Raw genomic sequence first — 25,088 nt, 5'->3', positions numbered from 1 at the left:
TCAGCCCTCCAGGCTGAGCGGCCGCTCGGCCACGGGGAAGACACCCTCGATCTGCTCGGCGCCGCGGCGGTAGACGTAGAAGGTCCGCTTGAACGAGCAGACCTCCTTGCCGTCCTGGTTGAGCGTGCGGGTGCGCACGGTGACGATGCCGGCGTGCGGCCGGCTGGCCGACTCGCGCTTGTCGAGCACGATCGATTCGCTCCACAGCGTGTCGCCCGCGAACACCGGGTGGGTCATCTTGATGTCGTCCCAGCCGAGATTGGCGAACGCGTTCTGGGTGAGGTCGGTGACGCTCTGCCCCACCGCGATCGCCACCGTGAAGGTGGAGACCACGAGGGGCCGGCCGAACTCCGAGCGTGCCGCGTACTCCGCGTTGAAGTGCATCTGGTTCGTGTTCATCGTCAGGAGCGTGAACCAGGTGTTGTCCGCCTCCGACACCGTCCTGCCGAGCGGGTGCCGGTAAACGTCACCGACCTCGAAATCCTCGAAGAACCGGCCCTGCCAGCCCGGCTTGACACCCATGACGCTCCCTACCTCGGACCTGTCGTGTTACGGGCCCGAGCCTAAACGTCAGACCATTTAGGGGTCAAGGGATTGTTCCGCTCTGCATAACGGCGTTCCAATCTACGCGCGCCGCGGCCCTCAGCCGTCTCCCCTGCGGCGCTCCCTGTCGATCTGGGAGTAGGTGCTGCGCAGGTGTTCCAGGTGCTCCCGCTGAGCCCGCTCCGCGCCGAGGGAGTCCCCCGCCTCGACGTACGCCAGGATCTCCCGATGGTCCCTGTCGACCCTGTCCCAGTGGTCGTCGGAAACGCCGTGCCGGTCGAAACCGCTCTCCAGCACGCTGAACACGGGCGCCGTCACCGCGTCGAGCAAGGGGTTGTTCGCCGCCTCCAGGAGCGCCTTGTGGAACTGCCGGTTCGTCCGGTAGAGGTCCTCACGCTCGACCTCGCGCGGGTTGAAGATCGCGGCCCGCAGCGCCTCCAGCTGTTCCGGGGACCTGCGGACTGCGGCCAGGCCGGCGGTGGGCACCTCCAGCAGGACGCGCACCTCCAGTAGATTGGCGACCGAGCCCGAATCCCGGAACAGCGCCAGACTGGACAGCAGATAGCTGCTGATGTGCTCCGGCTCGGGGCGGGCGACGAAACTGCCTCCCGCCACCCCCCGCCGGGTGACCAGCAGCCGCTCGCTGGACAGGACGCGCAACGCCTCGCGCACGGTGCTCCGGCTCACGCCGTACATCGCGCACAGGTCGGGCTCGACGGGAAGGCGGTCTCCGGGCTCGAACTCTCCGGAGAGGATCTGCTCGCGCAGCCGGTCGGCCAGATCCTGATAAGCGGGCGCCGAAACACGATCGGTGGACACGGCGACAGCCTAACCTCATCGACGCTCGATGTTGAGCCCGTGTTCCCCCTAGCGAAACAACGTTTCGATGTGTAAGCCTGGGTCCTGCCTGACCGAGCCGGTGTCGCCGGAGAAGGAGAAGCGGATCGGATGAGCCTCCCAGGGACGCAACGGAGAATCGTCCTGGCCCGGCGCCCGCGAGGCGTGCCGATCGAAGACGACTTCCGTACGGAGACGACCGCCCTGCCGTCACCGGGGCCCGGCGAGACACTGGTCCGCACGGTTCACCTCTCACTGGACCCGTACGTCCGCGGCACCCTGACCGGGCGCGACCTCGGCCATCCCCCCGTACACCCCGGCGAGCTCGTGCCCGGCAGGGCCCTCGCCCAAGTGGTGGACACGGGCGAGTGGGTCGTGGCCGAGACCGGATGGCAGGAGTACGCCGCGGTCCCCGCCTCATCCCCGCGCCCGCTGCCGGTGCCGTCCGGCGTGCCGCGCACCGCGGCACTCGGCGTGCTCGGCATGCCGGGGCTGACCGCGTACGCCGCGGTGAGCCGGCTGCTGCGCCCGGAGGTGGGTGACACCGTCGTCGTGTCCTCCGCGACCGGCGCGGTCGGCGGCACCGCGGGGCAGCTCGCCGGGCTCGCCGGCGCACGCACGGTGGCGATCGCCGGCGGTCCGGACAAGTGCCGGGTCGCGGTCGAGCGCCTCGGCTACGCGGCGGCCGTCGACCGCCACGACCCGGACTGGCTCGACGCCCTCGCCGAGGCCTGCCCCGACGGTGTCGACGGGTACCTGCACATGGCCGGCGGCGCGGTCCTCGGCGGCGTGCTGAACCGGCTCGCCGCCGGTGCCCGGGTGGTGCTGTGCGGCCTGCCCGACAACGCCAACGAGACGGGACCGACCACGCTGCCCGCCGGGGCGGTGATGCGGGCACGCGCCACCGTGCACGGCCTCGTCGTACACGATCATCAGGACCTGCTGCCGCGGTTCGCCGACCGGGTCGGCCGGCTCGTCGCGGAGGGCCGGGTGCGCGTCCTCGAGGACACGCACGAGGGGCTCGGCTCCGCCCCCGCGGCCTTCTGCCGGCTCATGGCCGGCCGCAACATCGGCAAGACCATCGTGCACGTCGCACGCGGCGACGGACGTACGCCGGGCCCAGCCGATGCCGGCGAGCCGGGTGGGTGAGAGCCTCGTGACGACGCCGCCGCCCGTCCTTCCCCAGCCGGGGCTCCTCGGCCCGGTCATCGTGACCGGCGACACCGATCGGCAGACCAGTCTGTTCACCAGGGCGTTCGGGCTCGAGGTGCACAGCGTCACGCGGCGTACGGCCCGTGACTCGGAGCGCATCTGGTCGGTCGGCCTTCCGGCGCTGGAGACGACCCTCATGACGCCGGGTACCCGGTCCGGCATCCGGCTCCTCGAATTCACGCCGAGCTCGACCGCGGTGGCGCGCGGCCCGGAGAACGGCGACGCGAAGGACGCCTTCAAGGTCATCGACTTCTACTGCCCCGACCCGGAGAGGGTGGAGCACAGGGCACTCGAGCTGGGGGCGCGCAAGCTCAGGCCGACCTCCCGCTACGACCTCGACGGCTGGAGCTTCAGCGAGACCCACCTCTGGATCGACGACGGCGTGGTGTGCGCGCTCTGCTCCGGCGATCCGGTGCAGTTCCGGCAGTACGTGACGATGACGGATCGCGACGTCTCCGAGGTGATGAGTGTCTCCGCCCCCGTCCGTGATCCCGCAGACGCCCGATGGTTCTACCTGGACGTCCTGGGCCTGAACAAGGTGTACGAGTACGCGTTCGCGGACGAGTCCTTCCAGTCCATGGTCGGTCTCGCCGAGGGGCACGGCATCAGGGCCGCGAACTACGGATCCCGGCTCGCGGAGCCGTACATCGGCATCATCGACTACGGGCGAGGCGCGCGGGACGTCTCACTGCGTGGCGTGCGCCCGCCGACCCGTGGCCTGGTCGCGTGCACGATCGCCGTCCCCTCGGCACGGGACGCGGTCAGGGCGGCGAGGGACGCGAGTCTGCCCGCCCTCGAACCCGCCGAGGAGGAGATCCCTCCGTTCGGCAGGGTGACGAGCGCGCTGATCGAGTCCCCGAACGGAATGCTGCATCACGTCGTGTCGCCGCCGGGCCCCTGATCCCCCAAGCTCCTGACGTCACGGAATCGAAACGATGAACCGGAACACATTTGAGATCACGGAAGGCGTGCCCATGACCACAACACCGCTCGGCACCGCGGAGGCGATGCTCACCGCCGTCATCGAAAGACGACTGGACGGCGTGCTGGAGACCTTCTCTCCCGCCGACGACGCGTACGTGTTCGTCGAGGGACCACGCTGGACCACCCACGGCGGCGACCGGATCAGGGCGGGATGGGAGGCGTACTTCAAGGCGCCGATCCGCATCAACGGGTTCCGCTGGGTCGAGGGTCCCTTCACCTGGGAGAGCGACACCCTGGCCCAGGTCGTTGGCGTCATCGACTACGACATCATGGGCGACGGCAAGGCCGGACGGCTGCGCATGCGGATGACCTGGCTGGTCCGCCGCGAGGAGGGACGCTGGCGTATCGTCCACGAGCACGGTTCCCAGCCCCTGGAGGATCCGTACGGCGCCGGCGACTGGTGGCCCGAAGGCGCCACGCCGCTCGCATGACCGGCCCGGCGAAGGGGACGCGTCCTGTGATCAGTGAAATCCGGGTGGCGACGGTGGCCGTCGCGGATCTCGAACGGTCCTGCGCCTTCTACGCGGACACGTTCGACTACGTCCGTCTCGGTGAGGGAACGGTCGGCGGCCGGGAGGCGGAGCTCGCCTGGCAGATGCCGAGCGGCCTCACCGGGCACGCGGTCGTGATGGGACCGGTGAGTGCGACCACCGGGCTGCTGCGCCTTGTCCGATTCGACGCCGACCAGTCCGTCGCGCCCGGCGAGCCCTACTGGGGCGACTACTCGCGGCCGCAGGACTACGGCCATTACGCGCTCAACATCCGGGTGCCCGACATCCGCTCGGCGATCGGCCGGTTGCGCGCGGCGGGCGGCCGTTCCAAGTCGGAGCCGACCCATTGGACTGTCACGCCGGACCTGTCGGCGTGGGACTCGTTGTCCTACGACCCCGACGGGGTCGTCCTGGACGTGTTCGAACTCGAGCCCGGCGAGGGCTCGGCCCTGGCCGGCTACGACGGGCGACCGAGCGAGCTGCAGACGGTCGCGATGCACGTGAGCGACGCCCGCGCGTCCGCGTCCTTCTACCGGGCGCTCGGTTTCGCCGAGCTGTACGACAAGCTGATCGAGAACATGGAGTCCTTCTTCCGCCTTCCGCGGGGAACCGGACTGCACAACATCAACCTGTACGTTCCCGGCAGCAGCCTCAACGGCCGGGTGGAGCTCGCCCAATACGTCGGGTTCCCCGGTGAGCAGCAGCGGGACCGCGCCGTTCCGCCCAGCCTCGGAATTCTCTCGGTCTCGCTGGAGACCGATGATCTGCAGGCCACCGCGGACCTGGTCGGCAGGCTCGGAGCCGAGCCGGTGTGCGACCCCGTCGAGGTGGACCTGCCGCCGTACGGCCCCGCCCTCGTGCAGACCTTCTTCGGTCTGGACGGCGAGGTCCTGGAGTTCTACCAATGTCGGTGAGCGCCGGAGTCGCCCTGGTGACGGGCGCGGGCAGCGGACTCGGGCGAGCGATCGCCGAGTCCCTGGCGGCGGCGGGGTACGCGGTGGTGTGCGCCGGCCGGCGCGCGAACCGGGTGTCCGAGGTGGCCGAGGCGATCCGGGCCGCGGGAGGCGCCGCGACCGGCGTGCCGCTCGACGTCACGGTGACGGAGCAGGTCGACCATGTGGTCGCCCGCGTCGCCCGCGAGTACGGCAGGCTCGACGTACTGGTCAACAATGCCGGAGTGTTCCGCAAGAGCGAGATCCTGGAACTGACGGACGAGGCGTGGCGGGAGACTCTGGACGCGAACCTCACCGGCGCGTTCCTGTGCGCCCGCGCCGCGGCCCGGCAGATGATCCGGCAGGAACCCGTCGCGGGCAAACGCGGCCACATCGTCAACGTGAACTCCGGCGCGGGCCTGCGCGGCTACCCCACGGGAGCGGCGTATTCCGCGTCGAAGTTCGGGCTGCTCGGCCTGTCCGACACGCTCCGCGCGGAGCTTTCCGACCGCCTGGTGAAAGTGACGGACCTCGTGGTCGCGGCCATGGTGAAAAGCGAGCTGTCCAGCCGGTTCAACCCCGACCGGCTGGACGCCTCCGTCGTCGGCGAGCTGGTGCGGAACCTGGTCGCGCTCGACGGCGCCGCCGTGGTCACCCGCCTCGACCTGGGACAGCTCCCCCCGGCCTGAAGCCCGGCCCACGCGGCCCACGGGTGCGCGTGGGCCGACGTCGGGGCGTGGCAGCAGGGCCCGCCGGGCGGCCGTACGGCCCGTCGGCGCGGGGGAGCCGGATCATCCGCTCCGTCCGGCCATCGGGGGCGTCACGTCCCTTCGCGCAGCTCGGCGAGGTGGTAGGTCGAGGAGAGCCGGTCGGAGCGCAGTCGCACCATCAGCCAGTCCCCGTCGCGGCTCGTCCACAGGTGCTCCTCCGCGCCGCCGTCGCTGGTCAGCAGGAAGTGCCAGGTGGCGAAGGTCCCGGCGGGGACGGCGACCGTCTCCGCGCCGACGAGGGCCGCGGTGATGCCGGTCATCTCCTCGGCGTACGGGCCCGTGGCGCCGTCGGGCCGGGGCGAGGAGCGGAACCCGCCCACCAGTGCCTGCCGTCCGCCTGCGGCCAGGTCATAGGAGGGCACGATCCAGGAGTCGCAGCAGACCGCGTGCGGGACGAAGAACGGCGGGGGCGCCGCAAGATCGATCCGCTGCGACGCGTGGCCCGCCTCACGGAGCAGCAGGTGCGATTCCAGCAGGGCATCCCCCGTGACGAACCAGCCCTCCCCGAGAAACTCCCCGGCCAGCCGATGGCTGATGAAGGTCCGCATCGGGCGGAACGCGGGCGAGACCGTATGCACGACATCGCGTTCGATCCGGCTGTCCCACATGCGGCAGTGGGCGCGCAGCGTGCGGGTGCCGTCCTCGGCGACGGTGAGCGTCCACTCCTCCCGGCCGCGGAGGCCGACGCCGTCGCCGACGTAGTCGATGACTCCGTACCGGTATCGGCTCATGTTCCCGCCTCGTCCAGAGCGCTGAGCAGTTCGTCGACGCCACCCCGGCCATCACGGCGGGAGGACGGCTGGATGATCTCCGTCGCGGCCAGGAACGGGTCCCAGATCGGATCCGCGGCGACGACCGGGGCTCGGAGATCGGCCGGCTGCCGGGCGAGGGCGGCGAGCGCCGCGACCCGGAAGGCGGAGCCGTACGAGGGCCAGGCCTTGACGATGTCGAGGACCCTGCGATGCGGCTCGCCCAGAGCCCGCCCGTCGTAGACCTGGCCGGCGCGGAGCGCGCCGTCGCGGACCAGGTGCCATGCCCGCAGCAGGTGGATCCCGTGGTCGTCCGGGGTGAGGTCGGGGGTGCGTGCCGCCACGAGGCCGGCGGAAACCCGGTCCGGGTCGGGCAGCGCGGCCAGCGCCAGGGCGTGCACGCGCGCCGGATGGCGCCGGGCCACCTCGGCGGCGATCGCGCCGCCCGCGCCCGTGCCGTACAGGTCGACCGTGTCCAGACCGGCCTCGTCCAGCATGTCCACCACGGCCCCGGCCAGCTCACCCGCGTCCACGTCGAGGGGACCGTCGAGCTCCGAGTCGCCGGTGCCCGGCAGGTCGACGGCGAGCGCGGGGCGGCTGCTGCCGGCCCGCGCCAGCAGTCGCTCCACCGCCCGCCCGGAGGCCGGAGCCGGCGGCAGGACCGCCAACGGCCTGGCGCCGGCCGCCGGCGCGATCCACCTGATCAGGCTCTGACCCAGCCGGGTCCGGACATAGCGACGGGACAGCCGGTCCGCGAGGAGCGGCCCCGGCGGTTCCGGCGCCTCCCGCACGCCGGCGGAACACCCCGTCGCCTGGGCGCGCAGCCGGGCCGCCACATGCGCGGGACCGGCTCCAAACGGCGGATGCTCGACGCGGACCCCGGCCCCCGCGGCCGGAATCCGGGCGAGGTGCGCGTGCAACGGGTCGCCGGGCGAGGCCAGCACGAGGGTCGGCACCGCGAGCCGTGCCAGCATCGGCACCGGGTCGCAGGTGAACGCCGCCCGGTATGCCAGCGGGTACGCCTCCCCCGCTTCGAGCAGGCCCGCCGTCACGTCGTGCAGCTGTTCGGGGTCCGGCATCGCCGCGGACAGCCGTGCTCCCGGCTCCTCCCGGTACCAGGGCCAGAACAGGAACATGTTGCGCACCTGGTGCCACGCCGCGACCAGGTGGGTTCCGTCCCCTCGCGGCAGCACGGGAGGAAGGTAGTTCGCGAGCTGGTCGGCCCGTTCCCCGGGGGTCGAGATCCCCAGTCCGTCGAGCACGAGGGACGCGACCCGTTCCGGGTGCTCGACGGCGAACGCCAGTGCGATCTTCGCTCCGGTGTGCGTGCCGTACAGGTGGACCCGCTCCAGGCCGAGCGCGGTCAGCGTCTCCCCGAGCGCGGCGCCGTAGTCCTCGACGCCCGGCTCGGCGGCCGGGAGCCGGTCGGACCCGCCGTGACCGGGAGTGTCGAGCGCGTACACGCTGAACCAGGGCGCCAGCTCCCGGACCAGTTCACGCAGTGGCCGGTGGTCGCCGGGCGAGGCGTGCAGGAGCACGACCGGCAGGCCACACCCCGCCCTCAGGTAATGGACCTGGCGCTCACCGACCGTCACCAAGTGCCGTTCCACGTCACTTGGTGACTTCGACGGTGGTCCAGCCCTTGTCGTCCTTCTTCCACTGGTAGACGTGGATGTCGTCCATGCCGTAGAACTCGTGCTTGTCGGGGGAGACGGAGTTTCCGGACGGGGTCTCCTGGTCGGAGATCTCAATCTTGTCGAGCGCGGCGGTGACGGCGTCGGGTTCGAGAGAGCGGGCCTGGTCGGCCGCCTTCACGTACGCGAGCACGCAGTCGGCGGCGATCTCGGCGGCCTTGGGCGACTCGGCGCCGGTCTTCGGGCCCACGTTCCTGCCGAACCGCTTCTCGATCTCCTCGACGTGCTGCCGGTAGCCCGGCTTCCATGTGTCCCGGGCGTCGCGGCTCGGGTACGGGTAATAGGTGGCGCTGAAGAGCGCGCCGTCCGCGGCGTCGCCCGCCGCCTCGACGAAGGAGATGTTGCGGGCGCCGGAACCGCCGACGATGAGCCCCCGGTAACCCGCCTCACTCGCAGCGGCCATGGTCTTGGCGCCGCTCGCGGAGTTGGAGATCCAGATCGCCCCGGCGTCCTTGAGCTTGTCGACGTACGCGCGGTGCGACTGGTCGTCGGGCCGGGTCGCCTCGAAGCCCTTCCAGGTCAGGCCCGCCGCCTCCGCCTGGACCTTGACCTCGTCGGCCGTGCCCTTGCCCGCGTCGTCTCCCTCGTAGATCACGCCGATCGAGGTGACCCCCTCCGCCTTGAGGTGGGCGATCATCTTCGCGACGTCGAGGCTGACCGGGTCCTGGGCGCGGAACCCGTACTTCAACGAGCTGAAGTCGCCGGTCGCCACCATAGGCTGGCAGTTGACCTTCCTGCCGCTTTCGAAACTGCCCTTGGCGGCGTTGTAGAACGCCGACAGCGCCGGCCCCACCACCAGGCCGATGCCGTCGTCGCCGGCGAACTCGTTCGCGGCCTGCACGGCCTTCGCCGGGTCGAGGCCGGAGTCGCGGACCACGAGCTCGAGCTTGGCTCCGCCGACGCCGCCGTCGGCGTTGAGCCGGTCGATCTCGACCTTCAGCGAGTTCTCCAGCGAGATGCCGGCGACGGCGAACGGCCCGGTCATGGGACCGATGAGGCCGACCTTCACCACTGGACGCCCGACGCTCCAGCCGCTGCCGGAGGATGTCTGCGCGTCTCGGGCGCGTTCCTCCTTGCTCGCGCAGGCGGTGAGCAGCAGGGCCGCGCCGAGCAGCGCGGTCAGTTTGCGACCGGTGGTGAGGGCCATGGGGGGATCCTTTCGGGCGAAGATCAGGCTTTATCAGGACTTCGGGGTGACATCGGTGATGAACCAGCCGTCGGCGTCCTTGTCCCAGCGGTAGATGTGGATGTCGCCGACGTGGTAGAACTCGTGGTCCGCCGGCTTGATCGTGTTGCCGGACGGGGTCTGGGTGTCGGGGACGTCGAGCTGCGCCATCGCCCCGGCCAGCTTGTCTGGGTCGAGCGACTTGGCGCTTTCCGCCGCCGCGGCGAACGCGGTGACGCAGTCGGCCGCGATGGCGGTGCCCTTCGGCATCTTCGCGCCGGACTTCGGCCCCTCGACCACCCCGAAACGCTTCTCGATCGCCTCGACGTGGGTGCGGTAGCCGGCCTTCCACGTGGCCTTGTCGCGGATGTTGAACTGCAGGTTGCCCGCCGCGAAGACGGAACCGATGGCGAGATCCTGGGCCGCGTCGAGGAAGGACACGTTCTGCAGCCCGGACGTGCCGACCATCAGGCCCTTGTAACCGGCCTCGTCGGCCGCCGCCATCGTCTTCGCGCCGCTGGCGTTGCTGGAGACCATGATGGCCCCGGCGTCCTTGAGCTTGTCGATGTACGGCCGATGCGACTGGTCGTCGGGACGGGTCTGCTGGTAGCCCAGGTAGGTGAGCCCGTACTTGGGCGCGAACTCCTTGAGGTAGCCGTCCATCGCCTTGCCGGTGTCGTCGGCCTCGTACACGAGTCCGACCGACTTGACGCCCGCGCTCTGGAGATACTGCGTCATCTTCTCGACCCCGATGTCGTTGGGGTCCTGGGAGCGGAAGCCGTACTTGAGGACGCCGAAGTCACCCGTGCCGACCCCGGGCTGGCAGTTGAGCATGCGGTTCTGCTCGTAGATCCCCTTGGCGGCGTTGTAGAACGCCGAGAGCGAGGGGCCCACCACCATCTTGACCTGGCTGTCGCCCACCATCTCGTTGGTCGCCTGGACGGCCTTGCCCGGGTCGAGCGCGGAGTCCCGGATGACCAGTTCCAGCTTGGCCCCGCCGATGCCGCCCGCCTGGTTGATCCGGTCCATCTCCACCCGGATCGAGTTCTCCTGCAGAATTCCGAGGATCGAGTAGGCGCCGGTCATGGGACTGATGAGCCCGATCTTGATGGTGTCGGTGCCCGCGGTCCAGCCCGAGCCGCTCGTTCCGCCCGCCTCGGCGGCCCGCTCTTCCTTGCTCGCGCATCCGGAGAGCACCAGTGCGCCGACGGCCGCCGCCGCCACCCATCGAATACCTGGTCCGCGCACGTGCCACCTCCTGTTCTCTTGACTTAGATTCCACTGTGCGGAACAGCGTTACGGTGAGCCTAGGAATGCGGCCATCCCCATGTCAATGAATTGGTCTGATGTTTAACCCAGTCGCAATGAGCCGGCTCACAGCGGCTGCCAGAGCTCCACGGAGATTCCGTTGGGCGTGTCGGCCACGGCGAGCCTGGCGGTGCCGTGCAGCGGAGTCGTGGCCTCGAAGGGAGGGCAGAGCACACGCCCTCCGGCGCGCACGGCGCGGGTCACCGCCGCGTCGGCATCCCGCGTGCGGACCGACCATCCCGTGTGCCCGAGGCCGCGGCCGGGCCGCTGCGACGCACGCCGGTCGACCCCGCGCGCGTCTCCGGGGATGTGGACGATCTCGATGCGGGTCGTCCCGCCCTCGGCTCCGGCGAGGAACGCCAGCCGTACGGCGGTGCCCGCCGGCAGGCCGGCCATCGCCTCCAGGCCGGGCGAGCTGAACGTCACGTCGTACCAGACCGACAGGCCGAGCCCGTCGGTACCCCAGAACCGCAGCTCAGCCTCGATGTCCGGAACGTGACAGACCACGGAGGTGAGCTCGGTGTAGTGCCGGGCGGGATCGGTGTCCCAGGCCACCGTGCCGCGCGCCTCGCCCGGCTGGACGAAGACGATGTCGAGCCCGTCCGGCCCGAAGCAGAAGCCCTCCGTGACCGATATCGAGCCCTCCCCCAGCGGCACCTCGTACGTCGACGGCCTGCTGCCCCACGGGTGGCCCCGCGCCCGCAGGCGGTCGTGGGACGCCTGGATGTCACGAGTGTAGAGATCGATGCCGGCGAGGCCGACATCCAGCGTGTGGGGGTGCGCCGCGGCCGCGACCGGCTCGGCGACCTTCAGCAGGTGGATCCGGCCGGTGTCCGCACCCGCCGCGGTGAGCAGCCTGGTCTCCACGTCGCCGAGTCCGTCTCCCCACAGCCGTGCCGCGTCGGCCGCCGCCACCACGCCCTCTCCGGACACCTCGAACCCGAGCTCGCCGCAGAACAGGTCGAGATGGGCGTCGAAGCCGGTGACTCCGATCACCGCGGAGGTGACGCTCTCGACCAGCGGCGTGGAACCCGAGCCGGCGCTCACGAGGCGTCCCGGCCGGCCGCGAGCCGCGCGCCGAGCAGCCGGCCCAGTGTCATGGCCGGAGTCACGCTCATGCCGCCGACGTAGTTGTCACCGGCGAAGACGTTGTTGCCGAGCACCTCTCCCACGGCGAAGAGGCCGGGGATGGGAGCGCCTTCGCGGTTCAGCACGGCCAGGTCGCCGTTCACCCGCAGGCCGTCCCGGCTGAGCAGGGAGGCGGCGACCGAGGTGATCCCGTAGAACGGCGGTGTCCCAATGGGCACGGGCAGGGTCGTCCGCCCGAAATCGGGATCGTGGCCGGCGCGGACCGCCGCGTTGTATCGCTCCACGGTCGCGGTGAGCCCGGCGGCGTCCACGACGAGCCGTTCCGCGAGCTCCTCGATGGTGTCGGCGGCGACGATCCATCGGCCGCGCTCACATTCTGCGAGCATGCGCTCGTGGGTCCAGTCCCCCGCACCGTTGCGGATCAGCGGTTCCGCCGTCTCGGCGATCGCGCGGTCCCAGACGACGTGCATGGCGATTCCCGGCTGGCGCAGCAGCGCCCGCTCCCGATGCTCGGGGCTGGTGCCGTCCTCCGCGACGAAACGCCTGCCGTCGCGGTTGACCCAGATCTCGTGCGGGGTCCGGTAGGCCGGGGCGAACTCCAGGAACGCCTCCCGGTAGTCGACCGCGAACCCGCTGCGGCCGGGATCGGGGATCAACCCCATCACCGGAATGAAGAACCCGTCGCGGCTGACGTCGGCGCCGATCTCGACAGCCATCGCCAGCCCGTCACCCGTGGCGTGGTCGAGACAGGCGACGATCGCGTCCTCACAGCCGGGAGGGAGGAACTCGTTGCGCAGGGCCGGGTTGGCGTCGTACCCGCCGGTGGCGAGCACGACGGCGTCGCCGTACGCGACCACCTCACCGCCGTCTGAGCCGGTCCCGGCGACGCCGGTCACCCGGCCGTCGTCCAGCACGGCGCTTCGGACCCGCGTGCCGAGGAGCAACCGCACCGAGCCCGATCGGACGGCGTCGTCGAGCCGCCGCCGCAGCACCCGCAGCACCGACCTGCCGAATTCAACGCCCCAGTAGGTGCGCGGCACCGAGTAGACCTCGTGCCCGTGGACGAGGCCCGGGGTCGCGGGGTCGAAGTCGAAGCCCTCACTTTCCAGCCAGTCGACCGTGTCGCCCTGCGCACGCACGGTCTGCCAGACGAGGTCCCGATCGGCCTTGCCGTGGGACAGCCGCATCACGTCGTCGAAGTGGCGTTCCGGGGTGTCGTCGATGCCGCGGGCGGCCTGGCGCCGGGTGCCCGCTCCGCTGAACTCGCCGTTGGCGATGTGCAGCATGCCACCCACGTCGGCGAGCTTGTCGACAACGAGCACGCTCGCCCCCGCGGCGGCGGCCTCGATGGCGACGCACAATCCGCCGGTCCCGGCCCCGACGACCACGACGTCGAAACATCCGAGATCCCGTGTGGTCATCGCGCGCCTTCCCGAGGCTCGCACAGCTCCACCTCCAGGCCCGCCGGCCCGCGCACCAGGTGCTCCCCGAGGCGTACGCCGCCGTGGGCCGCCAGCCTGGCCGCCGTGGCGGCGGGGTCGTCCGCTTCGAACACCACCCGGCGCAGCCCGAGCGGCCGATCGGACAGGTCCGCCGCGTCGACCCCGGTGAACGACATGATCTCGAAACGGGCGGGGGCCTGGCCGGCGGAGACGAGGAAGGACAGCCGCAGGCTCGCCCCGGCCGGCATGCCGGTCATCCGCTCGAACGTCTCACCGTTCATCTCGCCGTCGAACGCGACGCTCAGCCCGCCGCCCTCGGCGAAGAACCGCAGCGCCTGCTCATGGTCGGCGGGCACGACGACGGCCGTGTGCAACTCGCCGTGCAGCCGGTCCGGATCTCCCTCGAGCGCGGGGCTCGGCCGGTGCGCGGCGCCCGCCTGCGGAATCGTCCACCAGACGCCGTCGGCGCCGAGCGCGACGCATTCGCTCAGCGTGCCGGAGCCGTACGGGTAGGTCGCGATCGGCAGCGACCGGCCGCCGGCCTCGTCGATCTTCCGCGTGGTCCGGGCGAGGTTCCTGGAGTAGATGCCGAGAAGCCTGGGGCCGATGTCCCAGACGCGCGGCTCAGCGGCCCCTGCGGCGTCCGCGGGGGCGGGGACGAGCCGTATCCGGCCGGTCTCGCCGCCGCGCACTCCCAGAAGCGCTTCCGTGTCGTCGCGTTCGATCATGTCGAGGTCGAACGCCCGGGTGTGGAAGGCGATCGACGCCTCGACGTCCCGGCATGCGATTACTGCCTCCACTACCGCTCCGAGCGACAAACCAGCCTCCGTTCCATCGGGGTCTCGATGTTCCGCAGAACGGAACAACGTTTCACGCTAGAGCGACCACCCCTCCATGTCAATGAAGCGTCAGACCTTTCGGATCCGGGAGGCTCTTCCCTATAGTCGGGACAGAAACAGCGTTTCGATGTGTGGAACGGAGATCCTGTGAGCCGAGATGCTGCGGAAGGGGCGGTGACCGCCTTCCGTGCGGTCGCGCTGCAGACCGCGTGTCACGCCGTCAATCGCGCCGACGACACCGCGGCGAGCCGCGACATGATCCGTACGGCCATAGACCGGGTCCGGGAACAGGTCGTGGCGACGAAACGCTTCGTAGGGCCGGACCTGCGGCTCGTGGTGCTTCCCGAGTACCTCCTGACCGGCCACCCCATCGGGGAGCCGGTCCCCGAGTGGTGCGAGCGGGCGGCCCTGGCGCCCGGCGGCCCGGAGTACGCGCGCCTGGCCGAGATCGCCGGCGACGCCGGGGTGTTCCTGTGCGTCAACGGCTACGAACTCGACGAGCACTTCCCCGGCGTCTACTTCCAGGCGTCGGTCGTGTTCGACCCGCGTGGCGAGGTCGTCCTGCGTTACCGCCGGCTCAACTCGATGTTCGCCGTGACCCCGCACGACATCCTCGACGACTACCTGTCGGTCTACGGCGAGGACGCGCTCTTCCCCGTCGCCAGGACCGAGATCGGCACGCTGGCGGCGATCGCGTCCGAGGAGATCCTCTTCCCCGAGGTCGCCCGCTGCCTCGCCATGCGGGGCGCCGAGGTGTTCCTGCACAGCTCCTCCGAGGTCTGCAGCGCGCTGCTGTCGCCGAAGAACGTCGCCAAGCTCGCCCGCGCGGTCGAGAACGGCGCCTACGTGGTGTCCGCCAACACCGCGGGGCTGTACGGCACCGGCCTGCCGCCCGAGTCGGGCGACGGCGGCAGCCAGATCGTGGACCACCGGGGCATCGTCATCGCCAAGGCCGGTCAGGGCGAGTCGATGGCCGCCAACGCGGAGATCGACCTGGCGGCACTGCGCCGGGCGCGCAGGACGCCGGAGATGATGAACCTCCTCCCCCGGCAGCGCTTCGAGCTCTACGCGCCCAGCTACGCCGGCACCTCCTTCTACCCGCCGGACAGCGTGCGGCCGGGCGAGATCTCGCGTGAGCATTTCGCGGCGACGCAACGCCAGGTGATCGAGCGGCTGTCCGCGGACGGCCTGATCTGAGAAACGGTTGAGATGACGAAGAAGATCTCCGTCCGCAACCCTCGTACGGGTGTGGCGGACTACACGATCGAGGCCGCTGACGCCGGAGAGATACGCCGCGCGGAGCAGCGGCTGCGAGCCCGCCAGGCGGAGTGGGCCGCGCGGCCGGTCGAGCGGCGGATCGCCGTCCTACGGGAATTCAGGGAGACGCTCGTCCGCCGGCGGGACGAGATCGTGTCCAGGCTGGAGGCCGACACCGGACGGCGGTGGGTGTCCGGACTGGAGGTGGACGCCGTCGTCGGCGGCATCGACCGGGCGTGCCTGTTCGCCGAGGAGACCTTCGCGCCCGCCGCGCCCGCCCCCACGCCTGATCCGGAGGTCCACGCCGCCGCCGACCTGGTGGCCTACCCGCTGGTCGCCGTCATCTCTCCATGGAACTTCCCGTTCCAGCTCGCGCTGATCGACGCGGTTCCGGCGCTGCTCGCGGGTTCGGCGGTGCTGCTCAAGCCGAGCGAGATGACGCCCCGGTTCATTCCCGTGCTGCGCGCCTGCATAGCGGAGACCCCGGACCTGCCGGGCGTCTTCGAGGTGGTCGAGGGCGACGGCTCCACGGGCGCCGCGGTGATCGACGCGGCCGACGCCGTCTGCTTCACCGGCAGCGTCCAGACCGGACGCGCCATCGCCGCGGCGGCGGCCGCCCGCTTCATCCCGGCGTTCCTCGAACTCGGCGGGAAGGACCCGGCGATCGTCACGGCGTCGGCGGACCTCGACGCCGCCGCCTCCGCGATCCTGTGGGGCTCGACCATCAACTCCGGGCACTCCTGCATGTCCCTCGAGCGGGTGTACGTGGACCGGCTAGTCGCCGGCGTGTTCGTGGACACGCTGGCCGCCAGGGCGGAACGCGTACGGCTGGCCTACCCGGACCTCGCCGACGGGCAGATCGGGCCGATCATCACCGCCGCGCAGGCGGAGACCATCCGCGAACACCTGGACGACGCCGTCGCGAAGGGCGCCCGGGTGAGGACCGGCGGCTCGATCAAGATCCTCGGCGGCGGCATCTACCTGCGGCCCACCGTGCTGACCGGGGTCGACCACACGATGCGCGTCATGCGCGAGGAGACCTTCGGTCCGATCATCCCGGTGATGGCCTTCGACGGCGCGGACGAGGCCGTCGCGCTCGCCAACGACACCGACTTCGGGCTCAGCGCCGCCGTCTTCGCGGGCACGGCCGACGAGGCGCTGTCGATCGCCCACCGTCTCGAGGTCGGAGCGGTGAGCGTCAACGACGCCTGCCTCACCGGCATGGTCCCGGCCGTCGAGAAGAACTCCTTCAAACTGTCCGGACTCGGAGCCTCCCGCATGGGCCCGCCCTCCGTGCGGCGCTTCCTTCGGCGGCGAGCCCTGCTGGTGCGCGACGCCGCCGGTCCCAGGCCCTGGTACTACGACGGCGCTTCCAGCCAGACGGAGGAACGATGACCATCGCCGACATCCTGCGCGACATGTCCGGAGTGTGGGAGGGCACCTACACCGTGCTCGACGCCGCCGGCGCCCTCGTGGAGCGTTTCGCCAGCCGCCAGGAGGGTCTCATGGAGGGGACCGACTGGACGGAGAAGGTGGTGTACCTCCGCGAGGGCGAGGAGCCCGCGGTACGGCACTACCGCGCCGTCGTGGACGGCGACCACGTCGAGTTCGTCGACACCGAGATGTGGGGCACGACCAGCCGTGCGGGTGACCAGGCCATCGTCTTCACCTTCGGCTGGAACCATCGCCCGCAGGAGCGGATCGTCGAGATGTCGATGCCGCAGGGGGACTACCGCACCCGCCTGTGGCAGCACTTCGAGGAGGGCAGGCTGACCCGCCTGACGCTCATCGAGGAGCGCCGTGTTCCCGGTGCCGAGCCCGAGCGGTGGTACAGCCCGGCCGCATGAAGGACGCGGCGGAGTGATGAGAGCGACAACGGAAAGCACTACAGGAGATCCACCAGTGGAATTCAGCTACGACCTCGTGGTGGTCGGCGCCGGCACCGCCGGCATCCCCTGCGCGGCGGAGGCGGCCCTCGCGGGCGCGAAGGTGCTTCTGGTGGAGAAGGACCACCAGATCGGCGGCACGCTGCACATCTCGGGCGGGCACATGGCGGCGGCGGGGACCCGGCGACAGGCCGAGCGGGGCATCGCGGACTCCGTCGACGCCCACCTCGCCGACATCCGCCGCATCAGCGCCGGGACCGCCCGCGAGGATCTGGTCCGCATCGTGGCCGAGAACGCCGCCGAGACCGTCGACTGGCTGGACGACCGTGATTTCCGCTTCGCGTCCGAGACACCCCGGATCGTCTACGGGCACGAGCCGTACACCACGGCGCGGACCTACTACGGCGCCGACGAGGCGATGTCGATCCTGGAGGTGTTCGAACGCCTGCTGGACGAGGCGATCGCCACGGGCCGGCTGGATCTGTGGAAGAACTCCCCGGTGATCGGGCTCATCCCCCGGAACGGCGGGGTCGGCGGGGTCTCCGTCCTGCGAGGCGACCAGGACGTGGAAGTACACGCCCGTGAGGTGGTGCTGGCCACCGGCGGTTTCGCCGCCGATCCGGATCTGTTCCTGGAACTGGAGGGAGCGCCGCTCGTGTCGGCGGCGCACCCGACCTCGACCGGCGACGGGATCCACCTGGCGAGAGAGCTCGGCGCGGCGGTGGCCGGGACCGGTTCGTTCCTGCCCTCGTTCGGCGGCCTGCCCCATCCCACCTCGCCGGGAAAGGCCAACTGGTCCGACCGTCAGCTCCTCATCGCGGCCGAACGCCCACCCGTCGAGATATACGTCGACAAGCACGGCCGGCGCTGGGTCGCGGAGGACGAGCCCTCGATCGACGACAAGGAACGCGCGCTCACCCGCATCGACGACATGACCTTCTGGACCGTGTTCGACGACGCGATGGTCGAGTCGACGCGGTCGGGCCGCCCGCTCGTCGTGGGCTGGACACCCGAGGATCTCCGCGCCCGTGCCGACCATCGCACCGGCGTGCACTCGGCCGGGACGCTGGAGGAACTGGCGGCGAAGGCCGGGATCGACCCGGCGGGCCTGACCGCGACGGCCGCCCGCTACAACGAGGCGGTGGCCTCCGGCGTCGACCCCGACTTCGGGCGCGCCCATCTGCCGCTGCCCCTCCTCCAGCCGCCCTTCTACGCGATCCGCAACCACGCCATCTCCCTGGTCACGTTCGCGGGGATCGACATCGACTCGGACTTCCGCGTACGGCGGACCGACGGTTCGCCGCTGCCCAACCTGTACGCCATCGGCGAAGTGATCGGCGCCGCGGCCACCTGCGGACAGAGCTTCTGCTCCGGGATGCTGGTCACGCCCGCCATCACGTTCGGCCGGTTGCTCGGCCGCCGCCTGGCCGCGGAAGACCGGTGAGATAGACCGGCACGTTCACGAGGGAACCGCCTCCTCTGGTGAGGGGGCGGTTCCTTCTTTCACGACGGCCTCACGCGATCCCGTCGAGGTATCGGGCCAGCAGGACCGCGTTGGCCTCGGGCGAGCCCGGGGCTCCCAGGGGCGCGAAGGTGGCCTCGGTGGCGTCCCTCAGAAGCCGCAGCGCCACCGGGGTCATCGGCGCCAGCGGATCGGTGAGCGTGCTGCCCACCAGCACGGGCCGCTTCACCAGCGGCAGCCGCTCGGTGCAGGGCCACTGCCAGGCGGCACGGTAGTAGCGGTGGTAGTGCGGCGCGGACCGCAACATGTCGAGCACGACCCGATGCAGGAACTCCGGCCGGTAGGCGTCGACGTCCCGGACACCCTCCGGGGTGTGGTTGAACCAGGGCCACCACAACGCCATGTCCGCGCTCGCCCCCCAGGCGCGGCGCAGATGCGAGCCGTGCGTGTCGGGGGTCAGGTCCACGAAGTAGTTCTCCATGACGGAGGCGACCAGCTCGGGCTGGTCGTCGAACAGCGGCACCCCGTCGAGGACGAGCGCGCCCACCCGGTCCGGCGCGGCGACGGCCAGCTCGACGGCCATCGCCGCGCCGGTGTGGGTGCCGTACACGTCGCACGTCTCGATGCCCTGCGCGTCGAGCAGTTCCACCAGCAGCGGCACGTAGGTGCCGCCGAGGGTCGGCGCGTCCGCCGCGGTCCCCGGCAGCGGTGTGGACCGGCCGTGACCCGGGGTGTCCCAAACGAGGACCGTACGGGTCTCACCCAGTGCCCTGGCCAGGGGCTCGAGGCCGGACCCGGATCCGGGATTGGCGTGCAGCATCAGCACCGGACGGCGGCCGGAGGACTGAGCGCCGAAGCGGCGGACATGGACGACACCCGTGCTCACCTCGACGTAGTCGCGTTCGCCGGACTCGCTCTTCGCCGGCTCCGCGACCACGTCCCCCTCGGGGAGGGCCAGGATGTCGGCGGCCCAGTCGTCACCGGCGACGGCCATCCCGGAGAGCCCCGCCACGCCGGGCCATGCCTCGGCCGCGCTCGACGCCAGTCGCCGGTGCGCGTCGCCGTGGTCGGCCGTCTCCAGGAAAAGGGCGTGCAGGACCTCGGCGGAGGGCAACCCACGACTCCGCCGGTTCCGGGCCGATGGGCGCCACCAGGGGCTGAAGACGAGGCTGTCCCGGACCTCGTCGTACAGCCGCAGCAGGTGCCCGCCGCTGCCGTCCGGCGCGGACGGCGCGGGCGGACGCTCGGCGCCGCCGTACGGAACGTGCAGCACCAGGAAGCCGTGGACCAGCCCGGGGTGGCGTTCGGCGAGCCGGGCGGCCACGGCTGCCCCGGCCCCCTCGGCCGCCACCGGGGTGCGGCGCACGCCGAGCAGGGTCAGCGCCGCGGCGAGCATGTCGGCCTGGACGTCGAGATCTCCCGCAGCGCCGTCGTCGACGGTGGTGCCGCCGAAGCCGATCAGGTCCGGGGCGATCACCCATCGCCTGCCGGCGATCGTCTCGATCAGCTCCGGGTCCCAGCCCCCGGCGCAACCGGGGGCGTCGTGGAGGAGCAATACGGGTGAGCCGGCCCCGGCCTGGCGCAGATGCACCTGCCCCGAGGGCAGAGTGAGGTATCCCGGTCGCATTCTGTTCCTCTATTTAGAACGCTGTTTCACTCCAGGAACCTATTGACGACCGGGCGAGCATGTCAACGCCCTGCCGGCGTCGCCGAGAGCCCGCTTCACGATCACCTCGTAGCCGGCCCAGGCGAACCCGACGCCGATCACGGTGCCGAGCAGGGCGGCCGCCACCGACAGCAGCACCACCTCGGCGATCGCTCAGAGGCTCCGCCCGGACACGGCGAACCCCGCCTCCCATGTACGGGAGGCGGGGTTTTCGCTGCTCAGCGGCTACTTGAGGAGCTGGCGGGCCATGACCATGCGCTGGATCTGGTTGGTGCCCTCGTAGATCTGGGTGATCTTGGCGTCGCGCATCATGCGCTCGACCGGGAACTCGCGCGTGTAGCCGTACCCGCCGAGGAGCTGGACGGCGTCGACGGTGATCTCCATGGCGGCGTCGGAGGCGGCGCACTTGGCGGCGCTGGAGAAGAACGTCAGGTCCTTGACCGGGGTGCCGTTCATGGCCAGCTCCGACTTGGCCGCGGCGGCGTAGGTGAGCTGCCGGGCCGCCTCCAGCTTCATGGCCATGTCGGCGAGCATGAACTGCAGGCCCTGGAAGTCGGCGATCGGCTTGCCGAACTGCTTGCGCTCCTTGACGTACCCGATGGCGTAGTCGAGTGCGCCCTGGGCGATGCCGAGCGCCTGCGCGGCGATCGTGACGCGGGTGTGGTCGAGCGTGGCCAGCGCGGTCTTGAACCCGGTGCCCGGCTCGCCGATCATCCGCGAGGCCGGGATGCGGACGTCCTCCAGGATGACCTGGCGGGTGGGCGAGCCCTTGATGCCCAGCTTCTTCTCCTTGGGACCGAACGACACGCCCTCGTCGTCCTTCTCCACCACGAACGCGGAGATGCCCCGGGCGCCGGCCGAGGGGTCGGTCACGGCCATGACCGTGTAGTACTCCGACACGCCCGCGTTGGTGATCCACATCTTGGTGCCGTTGAGCACGTAGTGGTCGCCGTCACGCTCGGCCCTGGTCTTCATCGAGGCGGCGTCCGAGCCCGCCTCCGGCTCGCTCAGGGCGTAGGAGAACATGGCCTCCCCGCGCGCGACCGGCGTCAGGTAGCGCTGCTTGAGCTCCTCCGACGCCGACAGCAGCAGCGGCACGGTGCCCAGCTTGTTGACGGCCGGGATCAGCGAGGACGAGGCGCACGCGCGGGCGACCTCCTCGATCACGATCACGGTCGCGAGCGCGTCCGCACCCGCCCCGCCGTACGCCTCGGGGATGTGGACGGCCTGCAGGTCGGCCCCGACAAGGTCCTTGTAGACCTCCCAGGGGAACTCCTCGTTCTCGTCGGCCGCCGCGGCACGCGGGGCGATCTTCTCGTCGGCGAGGGCCCGGACCGTCTCACGGAGCATGGGGTGTTCCTCCGCCGCGTCGTGCAGGTGTTCTGACAGGCTCATCCACTTCTCCCAGACCCGAATAGCACTGAGTGCCTTATGGTAAGTCACTCAGTGCCATAGCGCCAGAGTGGGTGTTACGGTAGGTCGGCGAGCAGCGGCCGGAGGGACCTATGTCGACGAGGCGGGACGCGCGGCGGGAACTGATGTCAGCGGCCATCGGTCTGTCGCTCGACGCGGGCTTCGACCAGACGACGGTGGACGAGATCGCCAGAACCGCCGGAGTGGCCAGGCGGACGTTCTTCCGGCACTTCCGGAACAAGGAAGACGCGATTTTCCCCGACCACGACGAGTGCCTGGGGCGGGTGACGCGATTTCTCGAATCGGCCTCCCCGCTGCGTCCGCCCCTCCCCGTGATCGCGGAGGCCGCCGCGATCGTCCTGGACATGTACGCGGAAGACCCCGAGACAGCGGTCAAGCGCTACGAGCTGACGCGGCGCGTCCCGGCCTTGCGTGAGTGGGAAATCGCGGCCATCAGTCGTTACCAGCGGGCGTTCGTGCGCTACATGGATGACCGCCGCGAGGAAGCGAGCAGGGAGACGTTCCGGCTGCGCCACGAGGTGGCGGCCGCCGCCATAGTGGCCGCGCACAACCATGTACTGCGCGCCTGGCTCCGTACGGGCGCCCAAGGGGACGTGCGAGCGCAGTTCGACGCTGCGATGACCGAGGCGATGGCGGCGCTACACCCCTGGATAGACGGCCGGGCAACTGGAGACGAGTCATCTTCCGAGGTCGTCGTGGTCTTGACCGTCAAGGGCGCCCCACTGTGGAAGGTGGCCGAGGAGATCGAGGCGGCCACCCGGCACTGACGGCGACATTAGGGCCTTTATCGAAGTCGATCAGAGCCATTCGGCGATCGCGGCGATGAGGATCGTTGCTTTGTGGCGGACGGCGAGTTTGTCGTACCTGGTGGCGACAGCGCGGTGGTGTTTGAGCCGGTTGATGCCGCACTCCACCGCGTGGCACCGCCTGTACATCTCAGGGTGGAAGGCGGGTGGCCGCCCGCCCTTGGACCCCTTGGCGCGGCGGTTGGCGTCCTTGGCGGCCTTGCTCGGGATGGCGGCCTTGATCCCGCGCCGCCGCAGGTAGGCGCGGTAAGCCGTGGAGGTGTAGGCCTTGTCGGCCAGGACACGGTCCGGGCGCGTACGGGGCCGCCCGGCATACTGCCCCTGTTCACAGGCCAGATGCAGCTTGGTGGTCAGCCCGCCACGAGAACGCGCCAACCCGTGATCGGCAGTCACCGCACCCGCCCCCCGGCGGCTCGGCTTGAAGATCCCCCTTCCCGCCCCCCGGCGGCGTGCTGATGCGCCCGGACAACCGTGGAATCGACGCTGACATCCCAGGTGATGCGCCCGGCCGCGTCCGCCAGCACCTGCAACGCGGTCGGTGGCCCTTGCGGTAGGACTCGTGCGCGCGGATCGCGGCGACCCCGTAGACGACGACCTCCACCAGGCGCGTGGGGACATAGGTGGAGCCGTCGCGGTTCGGGGTGGGCGGCCCGTTGACCTCCAGCACCGCCGACCACATGGCCGGCGCCTCGTGATCGGGAGCGAAAAAGCGCGGGTCGTAGGCGATCCTGCCGGTCAGGCTGATGTGGATGTCGAGCACGGGTCCTCCCCCTCGTCGGCGGCCCCGGGTGGGGCCTGGTGTCTGCTGGCCGGTGGGAGCCGCCCTTCGGCGGCGGCCCCGTTCCGGCAAGGAGCGAACGTCGCGACGGTGTGACCGGAGCTGCAACCCGGATGGTGGCGGGATTCAAGATGTTTTGCGAAGCAAAAGATCTTGAATCCCGCCACTCGCCCACCGCGGCCGCGGTGACACGCGGGCGAGAACCCGGGTTGCGGCGACGGGCTAAGCCGGCGCATAGTCAGCCGCCGGAACAGGGGTGACACCGCAGGCGTGACTACGCCCAGACAGCCAGGCCCTGGCGAAGACCGAGAGTCTCGGAGAGGATCCGTCCGACCCCCTGCACCAGACCCAGGGAGCGCCCGTACATCGGGCGACTCGGAGGCTGCTCGCCTCGGTTCCGGTCCGCCGGTCTGTCCAGCGGGCAGCCTCCTGGCGTTTCGCCGCGCTTCACACCAGAAGGTGCCGTCCTCGCCGGGAGGGCTATTTATCGGAGGCAGGAGGCGGAGCGGGTTGACGCCAGACAGCGGTTCTTGGATCGTCGGCAGCGAACCGGCCGGAACCCTATCCGCGGAAGGGTCGAACCCATGGCGATGCCGACCGTAATCCGAATCGTCTCCGATGAGGAGTACCGTCCCGAGCGTCACAAGGCCGGCTCGGCCCCCTCGCCGAGGCAGCTGCAGCTGGCACGGCGGGCCGCATCAGATCACCCGATCAATGCAACTGGAGGAAGAACGCGCGAATGGCGTACGGGTGGCGCTGTATGGGGTGTGCGATGCGGCGCGTGCCGAGATCATCGAGCAGGTGTAGCGGACAGCCAGCGACTGAGCGATCACGAGCGGCCTGAGGCGCCACCGGAAACGGCCAAGGACTGGATCCGGCAGTACGCGGCCGGGGCCAACAGCTGGACCGTCACCCGCTCGAGGCAGGGAGACTAGCCTTCCCCGGACCCTGGCTCTACTGAGCGGCGATTTTGCCGACCCACGACGGTTAGGCTTGTTGCGAGATGTCGCGACTCGCGTGCTGAGCCAGGACACCTGTGAGCTGAGGAGGTAACGGCATGACCGCCGAGCCACACGACTTGCTCAGTGTCCGGACGCCTGAACAGGTCGTGGAGTCCCTGCAGGCCGACCGGACTCCGCGCAACATTCGTGCGTGCCTGCCTCCTGCCGACCGCGAGTACTTCGACAGGGACTATCGGCGGGCCATGGCCAAGGCCACAGAGGAACTGGACCTCGCGCCGGTGAACGCTCTGCTCGCGCACTGGTGGCACATGGCCAGGATGAAGGCGACCGGGGAGTACGAAGCGGTCCTGGAACGCGGCGCTCGTATCCAGGAGCAGATCGAACGTGGCGAATATGTTCCGGGCAGGCCGTTGCGAGAGGTTCTTGCCGAACGGGCATCTGTGCTCGGCGTGGAACTCGATCTCTAGATGTACACGGTCGGCATCAGCAAGCAGGTAGACGAGCAGATCGCCGCCCTGCCTGCAGAAGCGCTCGCGGCGTTCCACGAAGCGACCGTGTTCCTTCAAGTCGCGCCGTGGAACGGCAACCCCTTCATGGGAGAACGACCAGACGCCCCGATGCGGACGCAGACCTTTGGCGACGGCGGTCGAGGCATGGTCACGTACCTGATCATCGAGTACCGACGAGTGGTGGAGATCATACAAGTCACCTGGTACGGCTGAACGCTCAGAGAACACAACAGCGCCATCGGTGGAGCGCTCTGGGCCTGGTGGAGGCTCGAA

Annotated in this window: 25 protein-coding genes; 12 read left to right on the top strand and 13 right to left on the bottom strand. The window is 70.5% G+C overall.

Features of this window, described 5'->3' with window-relative positions; genetic code table 11:
- Positions 1–522, bottom strand: coding sequence for a MaoC family dehydratase (locus HHX41_RS36400; protein ID WP_169988601.1), 522 nt, complete (start codon positions 520–522; stop codon positions 1–3).
- A 120-nt stretch (positions 523–642) separates the two neighbouring features.
- On the bottom strand, positions 643–1,362 hold the full coding sequence (locus HHX41_RS36395) for a FadR/GntR family transcriptional regulator (protein WP_169988599.1): 720 nt from the start codon (positions 1,360–1,362) through the stop codon (positions 643–645).
- A gap of 129 nt (positions 1,363–1,491) precedes the next feature.
- On the opposite strand from HHX41_RS36395, the gene HHX41_RS36390 reads away from it, so the two are divergent.
- From HHX41_RS36390 to HHX41_RS36370, 5 genes are all read left to right on the top strand, one after another.
- Positions 1,492–2,529, top strand: coding sequence for an NADP-dependent oxidoreductase (locus HHX41_RS36390; protein ID WP_182909585.1), 1,038 nt, complete (start codon positions 1,492–1,494; stop codon positions 2,527–2,529).
- A gap of 7 nt (positions 2,530–2,536) precedes the next feature.
- A complete protein-coding gene (locus HHX41_RS36385) occupies positions 2,537–3,493 on the top strand; it encodes a hypothetical protein (protein WP_182909584.1) in 957 nt (318 codons plus the stop codon).
- Between the two features lie 73 nt (positions 3,494–3,566).
- Complete coding sequence (locus HHX41_RS36380) at positions 3,567–4,007, top strand: nuclear transport factor 2 family protein (RefSeq protein ID WP_169988593.1); 441 nt, start codon at positions 3,567–3,569, stop codon at positions 4,005–4,007.
- Between the two features lie 26 nt (positions 4,008–4,033).
- Positions 4,034–4,981, top strand: a complete 948-nt coding sequence (locus HHX41_RS36375) for a VOC family protein (RefSeq protein WP_182909583.1) — start codon at positions 4,034–4,036, stop codon at positions 4,979–4,981.
- Positions 4,972–5,688, top strand: a complete 717-nt coding sequence (locus HHX41_RS36370) for an SDR family oxidoreductase (RefSeq protein ID WP_169988589.1) — start codon at positions 4,972–4,974, stop codon at positions 5,686–5,688. Before HHX41_RS36375 ends, HHX41_RS36370 begins: the two co-directional genes overlap by 10 nt.
- A 131-nt stretch (positions 5,689–5,819) precedes the next feature.
- Here the strand turns inward: HHX41_RS36370 and HHX41_RS36365 are convergent, their stop codons facing one another.
- From HHX41_RS36365 to HHX41_RS36335, 7 genes are all read right to left on the bottom strand, one after another.
- Positions 5,820–6,500 (bottom strand): hypothetical protein, encoded by a 681-nt coding sequence (locus HHX41_RS36365; RefSeq protein ID WP_182909582.1) that lies wholly within the window; start codon positions 6,498–6,500, stop codon positions 5,820–5,822.
- Positions 6,497–8,113, bottom strand: coding sequence for an alpha/beta fold hydrolase (locus HHX41_RS36360; protein ID WP_182909581.1), 1,617 nt, complete (start codon positions 8,111–8,113; stop codon positions 6,497–6,499). The genes HHX41_RS36365 and HHX41_RS36360 overlap by 4 nt, the downstream gene beginning before the upstream one ends.
- Positions 8,114–8,129: 16 nt before the next feature.
- Positions 8,130–9,359, bottom strand: coding sequence for an ABC transporter substrate-binding protein (locus tag HHX41_RS36355; RefSeq protein WP_182909580.1), 1,230 nt, complete (start codon positions 9,357–9,359; stop codon positions 8,130–8,132).
- A gap of 33 nt (positions 9,360–9,392) precedes the next feature.
- Positions 9,393–10,625: an ABC transporter substrate-binding protein gene (locus HHX41_RS36350; protein WP_182909579.1), complete on the bottom strand. Its 1,233-nt coding sequence runs from the start codon at positions 10,623–10,625 to the stop codon at positions 9,393–9,395.
- 126 nt (positions 10,626–10,751) lie between these two features.
- A complete protein-coding gene (locus HHX41_RS42115; protein ID WP_182909578.1) occupies positions 10,752–11,732 on the bottom strand; it encodes a VOC family protein in 981 nt (326 codons plus the stop codon).
- Positions 11,729–13,195, bottom strand: a complete 1,467-nt coding sequence (locus HHX41_RS36340; RefSeq protein ID WP_182909577.1) for an FAD-dependent oxidoreductase — start codon at positions 13,193–13,195, stop codon at positions 11,729–11,731. Before HHX41_RS36340 ends, HHX41_RS42115 begins: the two co-directional genes overlap by 4 nt.
- Positions 13,192–14,016, bottom strand: coding sequence for a VOC family protein (locus HHX41_RS36335; protein ID WP_169988574.1), 825 nt, complete (start codon positions 14,014–14,016; stop codon positions 13,192–13,194). Before HHX41_RS36335 ends, HHX41_RS36340 begins: the two co-directional genes overlap by 4 nt.
- A gap of 186 nt (positions 14,017–14,202) precedes the next feature.
- Between HHX41_RS36335 and HHX41_RS36330 the strand changes: the two genes are divergently transcribed.
- From HHX41_RS36330 to HHX41_RS36315, 4 genes are read left to right on the top strand one after another with little or no spacing between them, the layout of a single operon-like run.
- The gene (locus HHX41_RS36330; RefSeq protein WP_220504748.1) at positions 14,203–15,252 is read left to right on the top strand and encodes a nitrilase-related carbon-nitrogen hydrolase; all 1,050 of its coding nucleotides are present in this window, start codon (positions 14,203–14,205) and stop codon (positions 15,250–15,252) included.
- Positions 15,253–15,264: 12 nt separating this feature from the next.
- Positions 15,265–16,707 (top strand): aldehyde dehydrogenase family protein, encoded by a 1,443-nt coding sequence (locus tag HHX41_RS36325; protein ID WP_182909576.1) that lies wholly within the window; start codon positions 15,265–15,267, stop codon positions 16,705–16,707.
- Complete coding sequence (locus tag HHX41_RS36320; protein ID WP_169988570.1) at positions 16,704–17,159, top strand: DUF3598 family protein; 456 nt, start codon at positions 16,704–16,706, stop codon at positions 17,157–17,159. The genes HHX41_RS36325 and HHX41_RS36320 overlap by 4 nt, the downstream gene beginning before the upstream one ends.
- Before the next feature lie 55 nt (positions 17,160–17,214).
- Positions 17,215–18,642 carry an FAD-dependent oxidoreductase gene (locus tag HHX41_RS36315; RefSeq protein ID WP_220504747.1) on the top strand — a complete coding sequence of 476 codons (1,428 nt, stop codon included), beginning with the start codon at positions 17,215–17,217 and terminating at the stop codon, positions 18,640–18,642.
- 70 nt (positions 18,643–18,712) lie between these two features.
- Here HHX41_RS36315 and HHX41_RS36310 read toward each other — a convergent pair whose 3' ends face one another.
- From HHX41_RS36310 to HHX41_RS36300, 3 genes are all read right to left on the bottom strand, one after another.
- Positions 18,713–20,287, bottom strand: coding sequence for an alpha/beta hydrolase (locus HHX41_RS36310; RefSeq protein ID WP_182909574.1), 1,575 nt, complete (start codon positions 20,285–20,287; stop codon positions 18,713–18,715).
- Between the two features lie 39 nt (positions 20,288–20,326).
- Positions 20,327–20,467, bottom strand: a complete 141-nt coding sequence (locus HHX41_RS36305; RefSeq protein ID WP_169988564.1) for a hypothetical protein — start codon at positions 20,465–20,467, stop codon at positions 20,327–20,329.
- Positions 20,468–20,551: 84 nt separating this feature from the next.
- A complete protein-coding gene (locus HHX41_RS36300) occupies positions 20,552–21,721 on the bottom strand; it encodes an acyl-CoA dehydrogenase family protein (protein ID WP_182909573.1) in 1,170 nt (389 codons plus the stop codon).
- Between the two features lie 110 nt (positions 21,722–21,831).
- On the opposite strand from HHX41_RS36300, the gene HHX41_RS36295 reads away from it, so the two are divergent.
- Entirely contained in the window at positions 21,832–22,527 is a 696-nt protein-coding gene (locus HHX41_RS36295; protein ID WP_182909572.1) for a TetR family transcriptional regulator, read from the top strand.
- A 30-nt stretch (positions 22,528–22,557) separates the two neighbouring features.
- Here HHX41_RS36295 and HHX41_RS36290 read toward each other — a convergent pair whose 3' ends face one another.
- A complete protein-coding gene (locus tag HHX41_RS36290) occupies positions 22,558–22,941 on the bottom strand; it encodes a transposase (RefSeq protein WP_220504746.1) in 384 nt (127 codons plus the stop codon).
- 1,460 nt (positions 22,942–24,401) lie between these two features.
- Here HHX41_RS36290 and HHX41_RS36285 point away from each other — a divergent pair.
- Together HHX41_RS36285 and HHX41_RS36280 are read left to right on the top strand one after the other, a co-directional pair.
- Positions 24,402–24,773 carry a DUF6247 family protein gene (locus tag HHX41_RS36285; protein ID WP_182909571.1) on the top strand — a complete coding sequence of 124 codons (372 nt, stop codon included), beginning with the start codon at positions 24,402–24,404 and terminating at the stop codon, positions 24,771–24,773.
- On the top strand, positions 24,774–25,028 hold the full coding sequence (locus tag HHX41_RS36280) for a hypothetical protein (RefSeq protein ID WP_182909622.1): 255 nt from the start codon (positions 24,774–24,776) through the stop codon (positions 25,026–25,028).
- Positions 25,029–25,088: the final 60 nt, after the last annotated feature.

It is taken from the genome of Microbispora sp. H13382 (genome assembly GCF_014161445.1).
Lineage (GTDB): Bacteria > Actinomycetota > Actinomycetes > Streptosporangiales > Streptosporangiaceae > Microbispora.
This window is presented reverse-complemented; position numbering and strand designations above follow the sequence as displayed.

Bases quoted from the DNA above. Each gene is read 5' to 3' on its own strand.
- HHX41_RS36400 (WP_169988601.1), bottom strand. From the start codon at position 522: ATGGGTGTCAAGCCGGGCTGGCAGGGCCGGTTCTTCGAGGATTTCGAG.
- HHX41_RS36390 (WP_182909585.1), top strand. From the start codon at position 1,492: ATGAGCCTCCCAGGGACGCAACGGAGAATCGTCCTGGCCCGGCGCCCG.
- HHX41_RS36380 (WP_169988593.1), top strand. From the start codon at position 3,567: ATGACCACAACACCGCTCGGCACCGCGGAGGCGATGCTCACCGCCGTC.
- HHX41_RS36370 (WP_169988589.1), top strand. From the start codon at position 4,972: ATGTCGGTGAGCGCCGGAGTCGCCCTGGTGACGGGCGCGGGCAGCGGA.
- HHX41_RS36365 (WP_182909582.1), bottom strand. From the start codon at position 6,500: ATGAGCCGATACCGGTACGGAGTCATCGACTACGTCGGCGACGGCGTC.
- HHX41_RS36355 (WP_182909580.1), bottom strand. From the start codon at position 9,359: ATGGCCCTCACCACCGGTCGCAAACTGACCGCGCTGCTCGGCGCGGCC.
- HHX41_RS36340 (WP_182909577.1), bottom strand. From the start codon at position 13,195: ATGACCACACGGGATCTCGGATGTTTCGACGTCGTGGTCGTCGGGGCC.
- HHX41_RS36325 (WP_182909576.1), top strand. From the start codon at position 15,265: ATGACGAAGAAGATCTCCGTCCGCAACCCTCGTACGGGTGTGGCGGAC.
- HHX41_RS36320 (WP_169988570.1), top strand. From the start codon at position 16,704: ATGACCATCGCCGACATCCTGCGCGACATGTCCGGAGTGTGGGAGGGC.
- HHX41_RS36310 (WP_182909574.1), bottom strand. From the start codon at position 20,287: ATGCGACCGGGATACCTCACTCTGCCCTCGGGGCAGGTGCATCTGCGC.
- HHX41_RS36300 (WP_182909573.1), bottom strand. From the start codon at position 21,721: ATGAGCCTGTCAGAACACCTGCACGACGCGGCGGAGGAACACCCCATG.
- HHX41_RS36295 (WP_182909572.1), top strand. From the start codon at position 21,832: ATGTCGACGAGGCGGGACGCGCGGCGGGAACTGATGTCAGCGGCCATC.
- HHX41_RS36285 (WP_182909571.1), top strand. From the start codon at position 24,402: ATGACCGCCGAGCCACACGACTTGCTCAGTGTCCGGACGCCTGAACAG.
- HHX41_RS36280 (WP_182909622.1), top strand. From the start codon at position 24,774: ATGTACACGGTCGGCATCAGCAAGCAGGTAGACGAGCAGATCGCCGCC.